General features: G+C 56.0%; 15 protein-coding genes. 7 read left to right on the top strand and 8 right to left on the bottom strand.

All coding sequences use genetic code 11. The features are described from left to right. Positions 1-69: 69 nt before the first annotated feature. From traT to pdhR, 5 genes are all read right to left on the bottom strand, one after another. Positions 70-801, bottom strand: coding sequence for a conjugal transfer complement resistance protein TraT (gene traT, locus ABIC80_RS12720; RefSeq protein ID WP_023480291.1), 732 nt, complete (start codon positions 799-801; stop codon positions 70-72). Between the two features lie 281 nt (positions 802-1082). Beyond that, positions 1083-2507 (bottom strand): dihydrolipoyl dehydrogenase, encoded by a 1425-nt coding sequence (gene lpdA, locus ABIC80_RS12715; protein WP_042711868.1) that lies wholly within the window; start codon positions 2505-2507, stop codon positions 1083-1085. Positions 2508-2709: 202 nt separating this feature from the next. Then, the gene (gene aceF / locus ABIC80_RS12710) at positions 2710-4608 is read right to left on the bottom strand and encodes a pyruvate dehydrogenase complex dihydrolipoyllysine-residue acetyltransferase (protein WP_054802810.1); all 1899 of its coding nucleotides are present in this window, start codon (positions 4606-4608) and stop codon (positions 2710-2712) included. A gap of 14 nt (positions 4609-4622) precedes the next feature. Next, complete coding sequence (gene aceE / locus ABIC80_RS12705; RefSeq protein ID WP_023480311.1) at positions 4623-7286, bottom strand: pyruvate dehydrogenase (acetyl-transferring), homodimeric type; 2664 nt, start codon at positions 7284-7286, stop codon at positions 4623-4625. Between the two features lie 175 nt (positions 7287-7461). Next, the gene (pdhR, locus tag ABIC80_RS12700; RefSeq protein ID WP_023480248.1) at positions 7462-8226 is read right to left on the bottom strand and encodes a pyruvate dehydrogenase complex transcriptional repressor PdhR; all 765 of its coding nucleotides are present in this window, start codon (positions 8224-8226) and stop codon (positions 7462-7464) included. 536 nt (positions 8227-8762) lie between these two features. On the opposite strand from pdhR, the gene aroP reads away from it, so the two are divergent. The 3 genes from aroP to ABIC80_RS12685 all read left to right on the top strand — a co-directional run bounded on the left by aroP (position 8763) and on the right by ABIC80_RS12685 (position 12665). Next, entirely contained in the window at positions 8763-10136 is a 1374-nt protein-coding gene (aroP, locus tag ABIC80_RS12695) for an aromatic amino acid transporter AroP (RefSeq protein WP_429177420.1), read from the top strand. A 172-nt stretch (positions 10137-10308) separates the two neighbouring features. Next, positions 10309-11715 carry a glycoside-pentoside-hexuronide (GPH):cation symporter gene (locus ABIC80_RS12690; RefSeq protein ID WP_429177386.1) on the top strand — a complete coding sequence of 469 codons (1407 nt, stop codon included), beginning with the start codon at positions 10309-10311 and terminating at the stop codon, positions 11713-11715. Next, positions 11715-12665, top strand: coding sequence for a glycoside hydrolase family 43 protein (locus tag ABIC80_RS12685; protein ID WP_305206861.1), 951 nt, complete (start codon positions 11715-11717; stop codon positions 12663-12665). The genes ABIC80_RS12690 and ABIC80_RS12685 overlap by 1 nt, the downstream gene beginning before the upstream one ends. A 15-nt stretch (positions 12666-12680) precedes the next feature. Here ABIC80_RS12685 and ampE read toward each other — a convergent pair whose 3' ends face one another. After that, a complete protein-coding gene (ampE, locus tag ABIC80_RS12680; RefSeq protein WP_200579892.1) occupies positions 12681-13535 on the bottom strand; it encodes a beta-lactamase regulator AmpE in 855 nt (284 codons plus the stop codon). Continuing rightward, positions 13532-14095, bottom strand: a complete 564-nt coding sequence (gene ampD, locus ABIC80_RS12675; RefSeq protein WP_429177385.1) for a 1,6-anhydro-N-acetylmuramyl-L-alanine amidase AmpD — start codon at positions 14093-14095, stop codon at positions 13532-13534. The genes ampE and ampD overlap by 4 nt, the downstream gene beginning before the upstream one ends. 129 nt (positions 14096-14224) lie before the next feature. Between ampD and nadC the strand changes: the two genes are divergently transcribed. The 4 genes from nadC to hofC all read left to right on the top strand — a co-directional run bounded on the left by nadC (position 14225) and on the right by hofC (position 18327). Then, positions 14225-15118 (top strand): carboxylating nicotinate-nucleotide diphosphorylase, encoded by an 894-nt coding sequence (gene nadC / locus ABIC80_RS12670; RefSeq protein ID WP_023480330.1) that lies wholly within the window; start codon positions 14225-14227, stop codon positions 15116-15118. Between the two features lie 178 nt (positions 15119-15296). Further along, on the top strand, positions 15297-15731 hold the full coding sequence (ppdD, locus tag ABIC80_RS12665) for a prepilin peptidase-dependent pilin (RefSeq protein ID WP_429177384.1): 435 nt from the start codon (positions 15297-15299) through the stop codon (positions 15729-15731). 9 nt (positions 15732-15740) lie between these two features. After that, complete coding sequence (gene gspE / locus ABIC80_RS12660; RefSeq protein ID WP_429177382.1) at positions 15741-17135, top strand: type II secretion system protein GspE; 1395 nt, start codon at positions 15741-15743, stop codon at positions 17133-17135. Then, positions 17125-18327, top strand: coding sequence for a protein transport protein HofC (gene hofC, locus ABIC80_RS12655; RefSeq protein ID WP_429177381.1), 1203 nt, complete (start codon positions 17125-17127; stop codon positions 18325-18327). Before gspE ends, hofC begins: the two co-directional genes overlap by 11 nt. Positions 18328-18366: 39 nt before the next feature. Here hofC and ABIC80_RS12650 read toward each other — a convergent pair whose 3' ends face one another. Further along, the gene (locus ABIC80_RS12650) at positions 18367-19410 is read right to left on the bottom strand and encodes a GMP reductase (protein WP_094419361.1); all 1044 of its coding nucleotides are present in this window, start codon (positions 19408-19410) and stop codon (positions 18367-18369) included. Positions 19411-19710: the final 300 nt, after the last annotated feature.

Genomic DNA, 19710 nt, shown 5'->3' with positions numbered 1-19710 from the left:
CCGTCACTTTTACGTATAAAAAAAGCGGGCCAGTTGCCTGAGCCCGCTTGTTAGCTGCCAGCAGTCAACTTACATAATGTTGGCGACAGATTTTGCCAGCTGCGCTTCGAGGGCCGGTTTCGCCTCTTCGAATTTCAGGTTTACTTTGTTGGCGTTAGAGACCACGCGGGTCTGGTATTTCGCGCGGTTACCCTCTTCGGTGCTGGTCTGCAGCTTGATACCAGAGGTGCCCTGACGCAGAGCGGCGATATTATCGGTGGTCACTTTCGCTTTGCTGCGCTCGGAGATCTGCAGGTCGGTGATCATAGTGAAGTTCACATCTTCCACCATCGCGTCTGCTGCGAGGCCAATCAGGCCAGCCGCCAGACCCACGCCCAGCGCGGCGCCGGAGGAGTTGCTGTTATAGGCGGTGATACCGGCACCCAGACCGGCACCAATCGCCGCGCCTTCGTAACCACTTTTCAGGTAGCCCTGAGTTTCACGCAGATCCATTTTGTCCGCTTTCAGCACGTTCGCCTGAATCCAATAATAGGCCGTATCCGGAGAGGAGGTGACTTTGTAGCCTTTGTCACTCAGCTCTTTCGCCAGCAGGGTCTGCAAATTACTCATGTCTTTATCAGAGGTATTTTTTACCTGAATAAACACAGTTTTCTCAGAAGCCGGCTCCAGCCAGATGGTCTGGCTCATCTGGGTTTTTACATCCAGATTGCGTTTTTTGATAGCCGTCGTCATCGCGCCACAGCCGGAGAGGGTAAACGCTGCCAGAACCATACCGACAACAGCGAGTTTTTTAATAGACATTAACGATTCCTTTATATTTCGAACACCAGAAGAACAACAAATGCGGCAAAGGCAGGACGGGAGCGATGAAACGCGGATAAGTGACAAAGTCCATGTCATGACGACGCCAGGCCACCCGCCTGAGGCGAGCGTGCCAATACTATTCTTAAGTGAGTTATCGGCTTCGTTATCAATTGGTTGAGGGCTAATTACCTACTAAATGTGGTGGTTCTGCGGCAGGAATAAAAAAAGCAGCCATATAGGCTGCTTTATTGTCGAACGCACACGCGGCGTGAAGAGGCTTATTTCTTCTTCGCTTTCGGGTTCGGCAGGTCGGTGATGCTACCTTCGAACACTTCTGCGGCCAGGCCAACAGATTCGTGCAGCGTCGGGTGCGCGTGGATGGTCAGCGCGATATCTTCTGCATCACAGCCCATTTCGATCGCCAGACCGATTTCACCCAGCAGCTCGCCGCCGTTGGTACCGACAACCGCGCCACCAATAATACGGTGCGTCTCTTTGTCGAAAATCAGTTTGGTCATACCGTCTGCGCAATCGGAAGCGATAGCACGGCCAGAAGCTGCCCACGGGAAGGTGGCGGTTTCGTAGCTGATGCCTTTCTCTTTCGCTTCTTTCTCGGTCAGACCTACCCATGCCACTTCTGGCTCGGTATAGGCGATAGACGGGATCACTTTCGGATCGAAGTAGTGTTTCTTACCGGCGATAACTTCTGCGGCAACGTGGCCTTCATGCACGCCTTTGTGCGCCAGCATCGGCTGACCGACGATATCGCCGATAGCGAAGATGTGCGGCACGTTGGTGCGCAGCTGTTTGTCGACGCGGATAAAGCCACGGTCGTCCACTTCCACGCCCGCTTTACCGGCGTCGAGGTTTTTACCGTTCGGCACACGGCCGATGGCGACCAGCACGGCGTCGTAACGCTGCGGTTCAGCCGGCGCTTTTTTGCCTTCCATCGTAACGTAGATACCGTCTTCTTTTGCTTCAACGGCGGTCACTTTGGTTTCCAGCATCAGGTTGAACTTCTTGCTGATGCGTTTGGTGAAGACTTTCACCACGTCTTTGTCTGCAGCCGGGATCACCTGGTCGAACATCTCAACCACGTCAATCTCTGAACCCAGCGCATGGTATACGGTGCCCATTTCCAGACCGATGATGCCGCCACCCATAACCAGCATACGCTTCGGTACGGATTTCAGCTCAAGCGCGCCGGTGGAGTCCCACACGCGCGGATCTTCATGCGGAATGAACGGCAGTTCAATCGGACGGGAACCCGCCGCGATGATGGCGTTGTCGAAGTTGATTACGGTTTTGCCGTTTTCGCCTTCCACTTCCAGGGTGTTCGCCCCGGTAAATTTACCCAGACCGTTAACCACTTTGACCTTACGGCCTTTTGCCATACCTGCGAGGCCGCCGGTCAGCTGGTTAATCACTTTGTCTTTCCAGGTGCGGATTTTGTCGATGTCGGTCTGCGGTTCGCCGAAGACGATGCCGTGCTCGGCCAGCGCTTTAGCTTCTTCAATCACTTTCGCGACGTGCAGCAGCGCTTTAGAAGGGATACAACCTACATTCAGACAAACACCGCCGAGGGTGTTGTAGCGTTCAACGATGACGGTTTCCAGACCTAAATCAGCGCAACGGAAGGCAGCAGAGTAACCTGCCGGGCCTGCCCCAAGTACGACGACCTGAGTTTTGATTTCAGTACTCATCATGACCTCTTATTGATTTCCGGCGGTCAGGGGTACTTCATGTCGCCCTTCATCCACCGGGACGTTCTATCCGCCCGCAGTTTACAAAATTGTTAACATTTTTGAAACAACAAACGGCTAACGAATTGTCCTTTGCCCCTGATAACCCCAAAAGCGCTATGAGATTAGCAGAAAAAAGCCGGCCGTCAGGCCGGCTTTTCGATTACATCACCAGACGGCGAATGTCGGACAGCATGTTATTGATGATGGTGATAAAGCGCGCCCCATCAGCACCGTCAATCACGCGGTGGTCGAAGGAGAGTGAAATCGGCATCATCAGACGCGGAACGAACTCTTTACCGTTCCACACCGGTTCCATCGCGGACTTGGAGACGCCCAGGATAGCCACTTCCGGCGCGTTCACAATCGGCGCGAAGTGGGTCGTACCCAGGCCGCCGATGCTGGAGATGGTGAAGCAGCCGCCCTGCATTTCGCCGGCAGTCAGTTTACCATCACGCGCTTTCTTGGAGATCACGGTCAGTTCGCGGGACAGCTCGGTCACGCTCTTCTTGTTCACGTCTTTAAAGACCGGAACCACCAGGCCATTCGGGGTATCAACCGCCACACCGATGTTGATGTATTTTTTCAGCGTCAGACGCTGACCATCTTCGGACAGGGAGCTGTTGAAACGTGGCATCTGCTCAAGGGCCGCAGCAACGGCTTTCATGATGAAGACCACTGGGGTGAATTTCACGTCCAGTTTACGTTTCTCGGCTTCGGCGTTCTGCTGTTTACGGAACGCTTCCAGATCGGTGATATCGGTTTTGTCGAAGTGGGTAACGTGCGGGATCATCACCCAGTTACGGCTCAGGTTAGCACCAGAGATTTTCTGGATACGGCCCAGTTCCACTTCTTCGATTTCACCGAACTTGCTGAAGTCCACTTTCGGCCACGGCAGCATGCCTGGCAGACCACCGCCGGTAGCGGCAGCAGGTGCGGATTCTGCGCGTTTCACCGCGTCTTTCACGTAAGCCTGAACGTCTTCGCGCAGGATACGGCCTTTACGACCGGAGCCCTTCACTTTCGACAGGTTCACGCCGAATTCGCGCGCCAGGCGGCGGATCAGCGGAGTTGCGTGGACGTAAGCGTCGTTCTCTGCGAAGTCAGATTTGCCTTCTGCTTTAGCCGGAGCCGCAGCAGCCGGTTTCTCTGCTTTTGCAGCCGGTGCCGGAGCCGCTTCCTGTTTCGCTGCCGGAGCAGCGGCAGGCGCAGCGCCTTCCACTTCGAAGACCATGATCAGCGAGCCGGTGGAGACTTTGTCGCCCACGTTCACTTTCAGCTCTTTTACCACGCCCGCGAACGGTGCCGGGACTTCCATCGAGGCTTTGTCGCCTTCAACGGTGATCAGAGACTGTTCAGCAGAGACTTTATCGCCGACTTTGACCATCACTTCGGTCACTTCGACTTCGTCACCGCCGATATCCGGTACGTTAACGTCTTTCGCGCCCGCAGCCGCTGCCGGAGCAGAAGCCGCTTCTTCTTTGACCTGCGGTTTCGCGTCAGCAGCCGGTGCAGCACCTGCCACTTCGAAGACCATAATCAGAGAACCGGTGGAGACTTTGTCGCCGGTGTTGACTTTGATCTCTTTCACGGTACCAGCGAACGGCGCCGGAACTTCCATGGAGGCTTTGTCGCCTTCCACGGTGATCAGGGACTGCTCAGCGGTCACGCTGTCGCCCACTTTCACCAGAATTTCGGTCACTTCGACTTCATCACCGCCGATATCCGGCACGTGAACGTCTTTTGCGCTTGCAGCGGCCGGAGCAGCTGCTGCCGGCGCGGCTTCTTTCTTCTCTTCTGCCTGAGCAGGTGCAGCGTCAGCTGCACCGTCGGCGGAATCGAAAATCATGATCAGTTTACCGGTCTCGGTTTTGTCGCCGACAGAGACTTTGATCTCTTTCACGACGCCAGCCTGCGGAGACGGAACTTCCATAGAGGCTTTGTCGCCCTCTACGGTGATCAGCGACTGTTCAGCTTCAACTTTGTCGCCCACTTTGACCAGAATCTCGGTGATTTCTACTTCATCAGACCCGATGTCCGGTACGTTGATTTCGATAGCCATTGTCTCTTTACCTCTTACGCCAGACGCGGGTTAACTTTATCTGCATCGATGTTGAATTTGGTGATCGCTTCTGCCACCACTTTCTTGTCGATTTCGCCACGTTTAGCCAGTTCGCCCAGGGCTGCTACAACCACATAAGAAGCATCAACTTCGAAGTGGTGACGCAGGTTTTCACGGCTGTCGGAACGACCGAAGCCATCGGTACCCAGTACGCGGTAATCATCAGCCGGTACATAAGTACGAACCTGTTCGGCGAACAGTTTCATATAGTCAGTAGATGCTACAGCCGGAGCGTCGTTCATCACCTGAGCGATGTACGGAACGCGCGGAGTTTCCAGCGGGTGCAGCATGTTCCAGCGTTCACAATCCTGACCATCACGCGCCAGTTCGGTGAAGGAGGTGACGCTATAAACGTCAGAACCTACGCCGTAGTCGTTAGCCAGGATCTGCGCTGCTTCACGAACGTGACGCAGGATAGAACCGGAGCCCAGCAGCTGAACTTTACCTTTGTTACCCGCAACGGTTTCGAGTTTGTAGATACCTTTACGGATACCTTCCTCGGCGCCTTCCGGCATTGCCGGCATGTGGTAGTTTTCGTTCAGCGTGGTGATGTAGTAGTAAACGTTCTCTTGTTTCTCGCCGTACATGCGCTGCAGACCGTCATGCATGATGACCGCAACTTCGTAAGCGTAAGACGGATCGTAAGAGATACAGTTCGGGATAGTCAGCGACTGAATGTGGCTGTGACCATCTTCGTGCTGCAGACCTTCACCGTTCAGGGTCGTACGACCAGAAGTACCGCCTACCAGGAAGCCGCGAGCCTGCTGGTCGCCTGCCTGCCAGCACAGGTCACCGATACGCTGGAAACCGAACATCGAGTAGTAGATGTAGAACGGAATCATCGGCAGGTTGTTGGTGCTGTAAGAGGTCGCAGCCGCCAGCCAGGATGCGCCAGCACCCAGTTCGTTGATACCTTCCTGCAGGATCTGACCTTTCTCGTCTTCTTTGTAGTAAGCAACCTGCTCACGGTCCTGCGGGGTGTACTGCTGGCCGTTCGGGCTGTAAATACCAATTTGACGGAACAGACCTTCCATACCGAAGGTACGCGCTTCATCGGCGATGATCGGAACCAGGCGATCTTTGATCGACTTGTTCTTCAGCATCACGTTCAGGGCACGAACGAAGGCGATGGTGGTGGAGATCTCTTTGTTCTGCTCTTCCAGCAGCTGAGAGAAGTCTTCCAGCGCAGGCAGATCCAGTTTTTCGGTGAAGTTCGGCTGACGTGACGGCAGGTAGCCTTTCAGCGCCTGGCGACGTTCATGCAGATATTTGTGCTCTTCAGAGCCTTCAGCGAAAGTGAGGTAAGAGAGTTTTTCAACTTGCTCATCGGTCACCGGAACATTGAAGCGGTCGCGGATATAACGCACGCCGTCCATGTTCATTTTCTTCACCTGGTGAGCGATGTTTTTACCTTCAGCGGTGTCGCCCATGCCATAACCTTTAACGGTGTGGGCCAGGATGACAGTTGCTTTGCCTTTGGTTTCCTGCGCTTTTTTCAGTGCAGCGTAGATTTTCTTCGGATCGTGACCACCACGGTTCAGTGCCCAGATCTGCTCGTCGCTCCAGTCTGCAACCAGCGCGGCGGTTTCCGGGTATTTACCGAAGAAGTGTTCGCGAACGTACGCCCCATCTTTCGATTTGAAGGTCTGGTAGTCGCCGTCAACGGTTTCGTTCATCAGCTGGATCAGTTTACCGCTGGTGTCTTTACGCAGCAGCTCGTCCCAACGAGAGCCCCACATCACCTTGATTACGTTCCAGCCAGCACCTGCGAAGATGCCTTCCAGTTCGTTGATGATTTTGCCGTTACCGGTGACCGGGCCATCAAGACGCTGCAGGTTACAGTTGATGATGAAGCAGAGGTTGTCCAGTTTCTCACGGGTCGCGATAGTGATCGCACCTTTGGATTCCGGCTCATCCATCTCACCGTCGCCGAGGAAGGCGTAAACGGTCTGTTCAGAGGTATCTTTCAGACCACGGTGTTCCAGATATTTCAGGAACTTCGCCTGATAGATCGCACCAATCGGGCCCAGACCCATGGAAACGGTCGGGAACTGCCAGAATTCCGGCATCAGTTTCGGGTGCGGGTAAGAGGAGAGGCCTTTACCGTGAACTTCCTGACGGAAGTTGTTCATCTGCTCTTCAGTCAGACGACCTTCAACAAATGCACGTGCGTACACGCCCGGAGAGATGTGGCCCTGGAAGTACACCAGATCGCCGCCGTCTTTCTCGTTACGAGCGCGGAAGAAGTGGTTGAAGCAGACTTCGTAAATGGTTGCGGAAGACTGGAAGGAGGCCATGTGACCGCCCAGCTCGAGGTCTTTTTTAGACGCACGCAGAACCGTCATGATTGCGTTCCAGCGGATAGCTGAACGAATACGGCGTTCCAGTTCCAGATTGCCCGGGTATTCCGGTTCATCTTCAACGGCAATAGTGTTTACGTAGTTGCTCGCCCCTGTGCCAGCTGCCACTTTCACACCGCCTTTGCGGGCTTCAGAAAGGAGCTGGTCAATCAGATACTGAGCACGCTCAACACCTTCTTCACGGATGACCGATTCGATCGCCTGTAGCCAGTCGCGAGTTTCGATCGGATCCACGTCATTTTGTAAACGTTCTGACATGGGGGGTATTCCTTATCTATCTAATCGTTGATTGTCTGGAACCTGTCCCATTGCACTCTGACGGCCTGTAAAGGTTCGTAAAAGTGCAATAAGACAGGTTCTGCGTTTAGTTGCCGCGCTCTAAAAGTTGGCGCTGTTGTTACAACTCTTCCGGCACAATTTGCGCCAGAAAATTCTAATTCTTGCGCTGCTCCAGCCGACGCAGAGAGCGTTCACGACGACTCTGTTCACGGCTGCGATCCAGCAAAATCTCTTCGATAAACGCCAGATGGCGGTGCGACGCTTCACGCGCCTCTTCCGGTTTGCCTGCCATGATCGCGGCGAAGATACTCGCGCGATGGTTGCTGACCAGCGGTAGCATCTCGCGGCGGGCGTAGAGCAGTTCGAAGTTTTGACGAACGTTCTGCGCCAGCATTGGCTCCATGCAGCGTAGCAGATGAAGCAGGACTACATTATGTGCCGCTTCCGTTACGGCGATTTGATACTGCACGACCGCGCTGGACTCTGCGTCCAGATCGCCCGACTGCTGAGCCAGCTCGATGGCGCGATGCAGCTCGCCAATCCGCACTTTGTCTTCGTCGGTGCTGCGAAGCGCCGCGTAATAAGCAGCAATGCCTTCCAGTGCATGGCGCGTTTCGAGAAGATCAAATTGGGATTCGGGATGATCGGTCAGAAGCTCGACCAGCGGATCGCTGAAGCTCTGCCACAGACTGCTTTGGACAAAGGTCCCGCCACCCTGGCGACGTAGGAGCAGGCCTTTCGCTTCGAGACGCTGGATGGCCTCGCGCAGTGAAGGACGAGAAACGTCGAACTGTTTGGCCAGCTCGCGCTCTGGAGGAAGTTTTTCACCGGGACGGAGTGTGCCCTCGAGAATCAAAAACTCCAGTTGCTGCTCAATCACATCGGAAAGTTTAGGTTGGCGGATTTTGCTGTAGGCCATTGTTCCCTGTCTCTGCCACTCGCCCGGAGTAAATTGGTCTTACCAATTTCATATTGTTGACGCTAAAGTAACAAAGTATTCACCTTCTGTCCATACAGGTTTTGATTGAAATCAGGAAACCACGCACATTTTAACAAGCAAAGAGAAATGGCGTTTCAAAGATGTAACCTTACGCAAATGACTCGTTTACCCCTTAAGAGTGAGTTTTAACTTTCCCGAAACGCAAATTACTGAATGTGAACCGATTCAGTCGGTTTATAGATGATTTTTTATTCACTTCTGATGAATAAAAAGAGGGGTGTTTTGGTATGAGGGGGTAAGAGGGTTATTGGCCGACGCTCTTTTTTTCATCAGCTCGTCATAGACCCGTCATAAAGCAGATGCATTCCCGTTCGCTTACCACTATTCTTTGGCATGCGAAAGGTCTCAAGTCAAAATCATCCTGCCGCTTCGTAAAGCAAAAAATACATATAAATGGAACTTATTCATTACACGCTTAAACATAGCGTAAACATAATAACCACACACGAGGTTTCATAATGGAAGGTCAACAGCACGGCGATCAGCTAAAGCGCGGCCTTAAGAACCGCCATATACAGCTTATCGCGCTGGGCGGTGCTATTGGGACTGGGCTGTTTCTGGGCAGCGCGTCAGTCATCCAGTCGGCCGGCCCCGGCATTATTCTCGGCTACGCCATTGCCGGTTTTATCGCGTTTCTGATTATGCGCCAGCTCGGTGAGATGGTGGTCGAAGAGCCAGTTGCCGGCTCCTTCAGCCATTTCGCTTACAAATACTGGGGCAGTTTTGCCGGCTTCGCCTCCGGCTGGAACTACTGGGTGCTCTACGTGCTGGTCGCCATGGCCGAACTGACGGCGGTCGGTAAATATGTCCAGTTCTGGTGGCCGGAAATTCCTACCTGGGTTTCTGCGGCCGTCTTCTTTGTCGTTATCAACGCCATCAACCTGACCAACGTAAAAGTGTTCGGCGAGATGGAGTTCTGGTTTGCCATTATCAAAGTGGTGGCCGTGGTGGCGATGATCCTCTTCGGCGGCTGGCTGCTGTTTAGCGACAGCGCAGGCCCGCAGGCGACGGTTCGCAACTTATGGGAACAGGGCGGCTTCCTGCCGCACGGCATCGGCGGCCTGGTGATGATGATGGCGATCATCATGTTCTCCTTCGGCGGGCTGGAGCTGGTCGGTATCACCGCGGCGGAAGCAGATAACCCGGAGCAGAGCATTCCCAAAGCAACCAACCAGGTTATCTACCGCATTCTGATCTTCTATATCGGCTCGCTGGCGGTGCTGCTCTCTCTGCTGCCGTGGACCCGCGTAACGGCTGACACCAGCCCGTTTGTACTGATCTTCCATGAACTGGGCGACTCCTTTGTAGCCAACGCGCTGAATATCGTGGTACTGACGGCGGCGCTGTCGGTCTACAACAGCTGCGTTTACTGCAACAGCCGCATGCTGTTTGGCCTGGCCAAACAGGGCAACGCGCCGAAGATGCTGCAAAAAACCGACAAGCGCGGCGTGCCGGTCAACACCATCCTCGTCTCCGCGCTCTTCACCGCGCTCTGCGTGCTGATTAACTACCTCGCACCGGAATCCGCCTTTGGGCTGCTGATGGCGCTGGTGGTCTCCGCGCTGGTGATTAACTGGGCGATGATTAGCCTCGCGCACATGCGTTTTCGTCGTGCGAAACAGCAACAGGGCGTGAAACCGCGCTTCCCGGCGCTCTTCTACCCGCTGGGGAACTGGATCTGCCTGATCTTTATGGCGGCAGTGCTGGTTATCATGGTGATGACGCCGGGTATGGCGATCTCCGTGTGGCTTATCCCGGTATGGATTGCGATTCTTGGCGTCGGTTACCTGATACGACAGAAAAATGCAAAAGCGGTAAAAGCACACTGATCCCCTTCTGCCCTGCCCTCTCCCGCCCGGGAGAGGGTTGTTAAACCGATGTTAACTTCCTCACACTTTCCTTTACGTAGCCATATTGTCCATCTCTGCGGCGTGATCCTGCTACGCAAATAAAAATTTACGGGCGAATAATCGAACTCATACCTCAGAGGGAGACCCGTCGATGGACACCACTAAACTGTCTGTTAAAGAGAAGATTGGTTATGGCATGGGCGACGCCGGATGCAACATCATCTTTGGCGCTATCATGCTGTTTGTGAACTATTTTTACACCGATATCTTCGGTCTGGCTCCCGCGCTGGTTGGCGTGCTCCTGCTGTCGATTCGCGTTATTGATGCCATTACCGACCCGTTAATGGGCGCGCTGGCCGATCGCACGCAAAGCAAATATGGCCGTTTTCGCCCGTGGCTGCTGTGGATTGCCGTGCCTTACGCGGTCTTTAGCGTGCTGATGTTTACCACGCCGGAGTGGACCTACAGCAGCAAAGTTATCTATGCCTTTGTCACCTACTTCCTGCTCTCGCTCACCTATACCGCCATTAACATTCCCTACTGCTCACTGGGCGGCGTTATCACTAACGATCCGAAAGAGCGCGTGGCCTGCCAGTCTTACCGGTTTGTGATGGTCGGCATCGCGACGCTGCTGCTGTCGCTGACGCTGCTGCCGATGGCGGAGTGGTTCGGCGGCGCGGATAAAGCCAAAGGCTATCAGATGGCGATGACGGTGCTGGCATTTATCGGCATGTGTATGTTCCTGTACTGCTTTGCTACGGTGCGCGAGCGTGTACGCCCGGCGGTGCCGACCAATGACGATCTGAAGAAAGATTTCAGGGACGTGTGGAAGAACGATCAGTGGGTGCGCATCCTGCTGCTGACGCTGTGCAACGTCTGCCCCGGCTTTATCCGTATGGCCGCCACCATGTATTACGTCACCTGGGTGATGCAGGAGAGCACCCACTTCGCCACGCTGTTTATCAGCCTCGGCGTGGTCGGCATGATGTTCGGCAGCATGCTGGCAAAAGTGCTGACCGACCGCTGGTGCAAACTGAAAGTCTTCTTCTGGACCAATATCGCGCTGGCGATCTTCTCCTGCGGCTTTTACTTCCTCGACCCGCGCGCAACGGTGATGATTGCGGTGCTCTACTTCCTGCTCAACATCCTGCACCAGATCCCCTCCCCGCTGCACTGGTCGCTGATGGCCGATGTCGATGACTACGGCGAGTGGAAAACCGGCAAACGTATCACCGGCATCAGCTTTTCCGGCAACCTCTTCTTCCTGAAAGTGGGGCTGGCGGTGGCGGGCGCGATGGTTGGTTTCCTGCTCTCCTGGTATGGCTACGACGCCGGTGCCAAACAGCAGAGCGCCAGCGCCATCAACGGCATTATGCTGCTGTTTACGGTGATCCCGGGCGTCGGTTATCTCATCACCGCAGGCGTGGTTCGTCTGTTGAAAGTCGACCGTGAATTGATGAAACTGATCCAGGCGGATCTGGAAAAACGCCGCATTAACTACCACGAACTGAGCGACAACCAGAGCGTACCGGCGGCGAAAAACGTAAGGAATGCATAATGAAAACCTGGCCGAACCCCTTTATTGAACAGCGCGCAGACCCGTTTATTCTGCGCCACGACGAACACTACTACTTTGTCGCCTCGGTGCCGGAGTACGATCGACTGGAGATCCGCCGCGCCGCTACGCTCGACGGGCTGCGCAGCGCCGAAGGCGTTGTGGTGTGGCGTAAGCCGCAAAGCGGGCCGATGAGCGAGCTTATCTGGGCGCCGGAGCTGCATCATATCGAGGGCAAATGGTATTTATACTTTGCCGCTGCCGGAACCAAGGCTCTCGATAAGCTGAATATGTTCCAGCACCGCATGTTTGTGCTGGAGTGCGCCGATGCCGATCCATTAACCGGGAAGTGGGTTGAGAAAGGTCAGGTTAAGACGCTGTTCGACACCTTTGCGCTGGATGCCACTACCTTTGTGCATCAGGGTAAGCGCTGGTATTTGTGGGCGCAAAAAGCGCCGGATATTGCCGGCAACTCCAATCTCTATCTGGCGGAGATGGAGAACCCGTGGACGCTGAAAGGCGAGCCGGTGATGTTAAGCAAACCGGAGTTTGAGTGGGAGTGCCGCGGCTTTCTGGTTAACGAAGGCCCGGCGGTGCTGTTTCACGAAGATAAGCTCTTTATCAGCTACTCCGCCAGCGCGACGGACGAGAACTACTGCATGGGGCTACTGTGGATCGATCTCGACGCCAACCCGCTTGCGCCGCAAAACTGGCATAAATCGCCAGAGCCGGTGTTTAAAACCAGTTATGAAAACCGCCAGTATGGACCGGGACACAACAGCTTTACGCAGACGCCGGAGGGGGAAGATGTGCTGGTGTATCACGCGCGTAACTACACCGAAATTGAGGGCGATCCGCTCTATGATCCCAACCGCCATACGCGCCTGAAAACGATTCGCTGGCAGGAAAACGGGATGCCTGATTTCGGCATCCCGGCGGCGGATAATCAGTAAACCGGCGGCACGCGGTTACATCAGCGTGCCGTAAATCGTCAGTAACGCCACCACCACGACCACGGCAAACGAGGTCTTCTTCGCCATCGACACCGCCGCTTTCGGCGTGGCGACCTTATCATGATGCGGCTCGCGCGCCAGCGAGAACTGTGCCAGCCGCGTTAACACATGGTATTGCGAGGTGTGGGTATCACCGAGCGAGGCAAACCAGGCAGGCAGTGCTTTTTCACCATGACCGAGCAGCGCGTAGACCACGCCCGCAAGGCGCACCGGCACCCAATCGAGCAGATGTAAAATCGCGTCGATGCCCGATTGCTGCCGCTCGGTCGGCGTCTTGAAGCGCGCCAGCCAGTACTGCCAGGCGCGCAAAAAGGCGTACCCAACCAGCAATACCGGCCCCCAGGGGCCACCCACCACAAACCAGAACAGCGGCGCGAGGTAGAAGCGGAAGTTGATCCACAGCAGCGCATTCTGCAATTCGCGCAGGAACTCACGCTCATCGCATCCGGGCGGCACGCCGTGAATCAGCGTCAGCTCACTGGCCATCGCCATATGGGCGCGGCTGTCGTTTCGCGCCGCCGCTTTCAGATAGGCGTGGTAGTGCAACCGCACTTTGCCCGCGCCGATGCACAGCAGGCCAATCAGGATCCACACCACCAGCAGCGGGACGTTGAAAAACAGCCCCAACAGCGCGCGCAGGATCAGGAAGGTCACCAGCATGGCTAACGCCGTCATTAACAGCGTTCTCAGCATCGAATAACGCTTGATGCGCCGGAACAGCACCTCCAGCCGGTGATCCAGTTGCCAGTGCTCTCCCAGTTTAAACAGCCGCTCCGCTGCCAGCACCAGCAGCATGGTGAATAACGTCATGGCTTCTCCTTTTCTGACAACGCGGCGACCAGGGCACGAAATTTGGCCCAGTCAAACGCAGGGCCGGGGTCGGTCTTGCGTTCAGGCGCGATATCGCTGTGTCCGGTCATATTGTCGGCAATCGCCGGGTAAAGCTCAATCACCGTTCGTGTCACCGCCGCCAGCTGGCGGTACTGCGCGTCGGTATACGCCAGATCGTCCGTTCCCTCAAGCTCAATACCGATTGAGAAATCGTTGCAGCGCTCGCGCCCCTGATAAGAGGAGAAGCCCGCATGCCAGGCGCGCTTATCGAAAGGCACATATTGCACGATTTCTCCATCGCGGCGAATCAGACAGTGCGCAGAAACGCGAAGATGAGCAATGCCGGCAAAATAGGGATCGGCGCTGGGATCCAGCGTGCCGGTAAAGAGCGCGTCAATCCACGGGCCGCCAAACTCGCCGGGAGGCAGGCTGATATTATGTACCACCAACAGTGATGGCGACTCATCGTCCGGGCGGCAATCATAATGCGGAGAGGGCACATGCCGCGCCTCCACCAGCCAACCCTTGCGTAACTGCATAAGGAACTCCTTATAGAGGATGGTGCTGAAACACGCTTCAGAGTAGCATGCTTAGGCCGCCTCCCATAATGCCGGAGCTGCACAACCAAACGCTAACTTTGTGATTCGTTACACTTTTTGGAGCCTATCATGCCGCCTCGCCGCTATAACCCCGACCTTCGCCGTGACGCGTTGCTCAAACGCATCGAACTGGATATTCCTGCCGCCGTCGCACTGGCATTGCGTGAAGATCTGGGTGGAGAAGTCGATGCGAATAACGACATTACCGCGCAATTATTACCGCCAGAGAACCGCTCCCATGCGGTAGTAATCACCCGTGAAGAGGGGGTATTCTGCGGTAAACGCTGGGTTGAAGAGGTGTTTATACAGCTGGCGGGCGACGACGTGACGCTCACCTGGCACGTTGCGGATGGCGACACGGTGCACGCCGATCAGCCCCTGTTTGAGCTGGATGGCCCTTCGCGCGTGCTGTTGACCGGTGAACGTACGGCGCTCAACTTTGTCCAGACGCTCTCCGGCGTCGCCAGCGCGGTGCGCAACTATGTCGCCCTGCTGGAGGGCACCAAAACGCAACTGCTTGATACGCGTAAAACCCTGCCCGGCCTGCGCACGGCGCTGAAATATGCGGTGCTCTGCGGCGGCGGCGCGAATCATCGCCTTGGGCTTTCCGATGCATTTTTGATCAAAGAGAACCACATTATTGCCGCAGGCTCGGTGCGCAACGCGGTGGAGAAGGCCTTCTGGCTGCACCCGGATGTGCCGGTCGAGGTTGAAGTCGAAACGCTGGAAGAGTTCGACGACGCGCTAAAAGCGGGTGCCGATATCATCATGCTGGATAACTTCGTGCCGGAGCAGATGCGCGAAGCGGTCAAACGGGCCAATGGCCAGGCGAAGCTGGAGGTCTCCGGCAACGTTACCGAGCAGACGCTGCGCGAATTTGCACAAACCGGTGTTGATTACATCTCTGTCGGCGCGCTGACAAAGCACGTTCGCGCCCTCGATCTCTCAATGCGTTTTCGCTGATCCTCTCCCAACATCACGGGCCGCTGGCCCGTTTTTTTTGCGGCTTATCTCGCAGCAATCTTGTTCTGTTATGCAACCGCGGTAAAAACGCCGGAAGCCACTTTCCGGGCTGCTCTTTTGCCCCTCGCTCCGCTTCAACCTCCCTGACACATTAACGGCTCTGCATAAGGAGCCGTCTATGAACAGACAACACGGATTTACCCTCATTGAGCTGATGGTGGTGATTGGCATCGTCGCCATTCTGAGCGCCATCGGCATTCCTGCGTATCAAAACTACCTGCGCAAAGCCGCGCTAACGGACATGCTGCAAACTTTTGTCCCCTATCGCACCGCCGTCGAGCTCTGCGCGCTGGAGCGCGGCGGCGTCGATAGCTGCGACGCCAGCAGCAACGGTATCCCCGCACCAACGACGACGCGTTATGTCGCCGCGCTCAGCGTTGCCAAAGGCGTGGTCTCGCTCACCGGCCAGGAAAGTCTTAACGGTTTAAGCGTGGTGATGACACCGCAGTGGAGCAGCGCAAATGGCATTCAGGGCTGGGCGCGCAACTGTAACACCGAGGCAGACAGTGCGTTGCAGCAGGCGTGCGAAGACGTTTTCCGTACCGGTCGATAAGGATATCTGATGAAAGAGAACAAACTTGAGGCGCTGTGCCGCCGCCATAATGCGGCCTTACTGAGCAAAGATGATGACGCGCTGGTTATCGCGGTTGTAGGCAGCCCGAGCATGGAGCTAATGGAGTCACTCAGTTTTGTTGCCCGGCAGCGCGTTGATATTCGCTGCTGGACGCAGGAGGAGATGGAAAAACATCAACAGCTCGCCGCGCAGGCGCTACCCGCCACACATGACGCACTCACCGAGGAGAGCGGCTCGGCGGTCGAGATCATCAACCATACGCTGCAACAGGCGCTGATGCTGCGCGCATCAGATATCCATTTCGAGCCGGGCGAGATGCACTACGCGATCCGCCTGCGGGTGGATGGCGTGCTCCATCCGCTGTCGCCCCTGCCCTGCACCCTCTCCGACACTCTGACCGCCCGGTTAAAAGTGATGGGCAATCTGGATATCGCCGAGCGGCGACTGCCACAGGATGGGCAGTTCACCGTCACCCTCGCCGATCAGCCGGTGTCGTTTCGTATTGCCACACTGCCCTGCCGCCACGGCGAGAAAGTGGTGCTGCGGTTGCTGCACCAGGTAAACCAGGCGCTGGCACTGCCTGCGCTCGGCATGACCGACGCGCAGCTGACGCAGTTCAACGCCGCGCTGGCGCAGCCGCAAGGTTTACTGCTGGTGACCGGTCCCACGGGCAGCGGCAAGACCGTCACGCTCTACAGCGCGTTACAGGCGCGCAATAAACCGGAGGTTAATCTTTGCAGCGTGGAAGATCCGGTGGAGATCCCGCTTGCCGGGCTGAATCAAACACAGATAGCCCCGCGCGCCGGGCTCACTTTTCAGAGCGTACTGCGCGCCCTGCTGCGCCAGGACCCCGACGTCATTATGGTCGGCGAGATCCGCGATGGTGAAACCGCCGAGATTGCTATCAAGGCCGCGCAGACGGGCCACCTGGTGCTGTCGACGCTGCATACCAACTCCACCAGCGAAACGCTGGTGCGGATTGAGCAGATGGGCGTGGCACGCTGGATGATCTCTTCGGCATTATCGCTGGTGGTTGCCCAGCGCTTGGTGCGTAAGCTCTGCCCCCACTGCCGTAAACTGGCGACAGAGAGCATTCATCTGCCGGATAACGTCTGGTCACGCCCGCTGCCACGCTGGCGCGCTCAGGGGTGTGAAGCTTGTTATCACGGTTTCTACGGCCGGGTGGCGCTGTTTGAGATCCTCAACATCACACCGCCGATCCGCCAGGCGATTGCCAGCGGCATGAGCGTGAACGACATTGAGCAGTGCGCACGTGAAGAGGGCATGACAACGCTCTTTCACCATGGCTGCCAGGCGGTTGAACAGGGGCTGACGACCTTTGAGGAACTGGTACGGATATTGGGCTACCCGCATGGCGAGTAGGCAACTCTGGCAATGGTCGGGGCTGGATGATAGCGGTGAACTACATGAGGGGCTGCTCTGGAGTGTAAGCCGTGACGCGGCGGTGTTATGCCTGTTGCAACAGCAGTGCCATCCGTTGAAGCTGAAACGTCGAGCGGTGCGCGCACGTCTGTGGAGCCCCGAGCAGAGCACGCCGCTGCTTAACCAGCTTGCCACCCTGCTTCAGGCCGGGCTGACACTGCCGGAAGGGTTACAGCTGATGGCGGAGCAGCACCCGGCCAGACAGTGGCAGGCACTGCTGCGCAGCCTGTCAGCGGCACTCGAAGAAGGGGAAACCTTCTCTGCGGCGCTGCGTCAGTGGCCGGAGGTATTTCCCCCGCTCTGGCAGGCGATGATCCGCACCGGTGAACTGACCGGCAAGCTGGACGAGTGCTGCTTCAGGCTCGCTGCGCAGCAAAAAGCGCAGCATGAACTGAAGCTGAAGGTGAAAAAAGCGCTGCGCTACCCGCTGATTATTCTGTCGCTGACCGCGGCGGTGGTGCTGGCAATGATCTACCTGGTGCTGCCGGAGTTTGCCGCCATCTACCAGACTTTCAATACGCCGCTGCCAGCATTAACGCGCGGCGTCATTGCAGGTGCCGGGATAGTCAAACAGTGCGCCCTGCCTTTGATGCTGGTTAGCGGGCTGGCAGGCGCGCTGCTGCTGCGGCTACGTAGTCACGACAACTGGCTACGTGCCTGTCAGCGGTTCTTGCTTGCCAGCCCGGTTATCGGGCCACTGGTACGCGGGCAACGCCTGAGCCAGATCTTTACCGTCCTGTCGCTGACCCAGCGTGCCGGTATTGCCTTTTTACAGGGACTGGAGAGCGTGACCGAAACGGTGGTCTGCCCCTACTGGCGAGATCTGTTAGTACGGGCGCAGCGGGAGATAACCGAGGGCGCGCCAATATTTGCCGCATTAAAAGCGAGCGGTCAGTTTCCACCTCTTTGCATACAACTGGTGCGAACCGGGGAGCTGTCAGGCGCGCTCGACAGCATGCTGGATAATCTGGCGCAGTATTACAGTGAACAGACGCAACGTCAGGCCGACGGGCTGGCTGCAGTGCTGGAGCCGCTGATGCTGGTGGCGACAGGGATAATCATTGGTGTGCTGGTGGTGGCGATGTACCTGCCCATCTTTCATCTTGGCGATGCGATGGGCGGTACAGGCTGATGGCGGCAAACATGTTACACCGCGTTTACCGCAAGCCAGTTACAGGCTGTTGAAAACGCGGTTTTCCTGCTCCTGAACGCGAATAAAGGTGGTGCGTTTGGTCAGCTCTTTCAGACGAGAGGCACCGACGTAAGTGCAGGCGGAACGTAAACCACCGAGAATATCGCGCGCGGTATTCTCAACCGGGCCACGCAGCGGAAGCTTAACGGTTTTGCCTTCAGCGGCGCGGTAGCCTGCCACGCCACCAACGTGACGGTTCATCGCGGACTCAGAACTCATGCCGTAGAAGAGCATAAACTTCTCGCCGTTCTCTTCCATCAGCGTGCCGCCGCTCTCTTCATGCCCTGCCAGCATACCGCCAAGCATCACGAAGTCTGCGCCGCCGCCAAAGGCTTTGGCAACATCGCCCGGCACGGTGCAACCGCCGTCGCTGACGATCTGGCCGCCAAGGCCGTGCGCCGCATCGGCACACTCAATAACCGCCGAGAGCTGCGGGTAACCGACGCCGGTTTTCACGCGCGTCGTGCAGACAGAGCCAGGGCCAATGCCCACTTTGACGATATCGGCGCCGGAGAGGATCAGCTCTTCGCACATTTCGCCGGTTACGACGTTGCCCGCGCAGATGGTTTTGTCCGGCCAGGCGTCACGAGCCTTAGCCAAAAACTGCACGAAGTGTTCGGAGTAGCCGTTAGCAACGTCGATGCAGACAAAATTGAGCGAGGAATGCAGCGCGAGGATCTGTTTGGTTTTTTCGAAATCGGCATCGGATGTGCCGGTTGACACCATTATGTGACGCAGCACAGAGTCGGCCTGTGCCTGCACAAATGCTCGCCACTCTTCAACGGAGTAGTGCTTGTGTACGGCAGTCAGGATATCGAACGAGGCCAGCGCTTTCGCCATGGCGAATGTCCCTACGGTATCCATATTGGCAGCGATAACCGGTACGCCAGACCAGCGCATTCCTGAGTGCTTGAAAGTGAATTCGCGCTCCAGTTCAACATCGGAACGGCTTTTAAGAGTGGAACGTTTAGGGCGGATAAGAACGTCTTTGAAACCTAACTTCAAATCTTCTTCGATACGCATGTAGGGATTCCTGGGGTTAATGGCGCTAAGACAAACTCACAACTCCAGTGACGCTATCATACGCACTAATAAGGGCCGCGCAAGACTGCGAAAATCTCTTTTTTTACGCTACAATCCTATAAATTTACCTGGTGAATATGCCAGTTTCAGTTAATTGATTTCTTTATTGTCTGATTGATTTTCAACTTACTGATTCCTATAAATAAAAAAAGAGTGGCTTTGCTTTTTTTCACGCTAAGTCTGCTGCGGTTTCGTTGTGATGAGTGACGAAAATAACAGCAGAGAATGAGTCTGGCAGCC

The sequence above is a fragment of the Kosakonia sp. 1610 genome (assembly GCF_050435845.1).
Lineage (GTDB): Bacteria > Pseudomonadota > Gammaproteobacteria > Enterobacterales > Enterobacteriaceae > Kosakonia > Kosakonia cowanii.
This window is presented reverse-complemented; position numbering and strand designations above follow the sequence as displayed.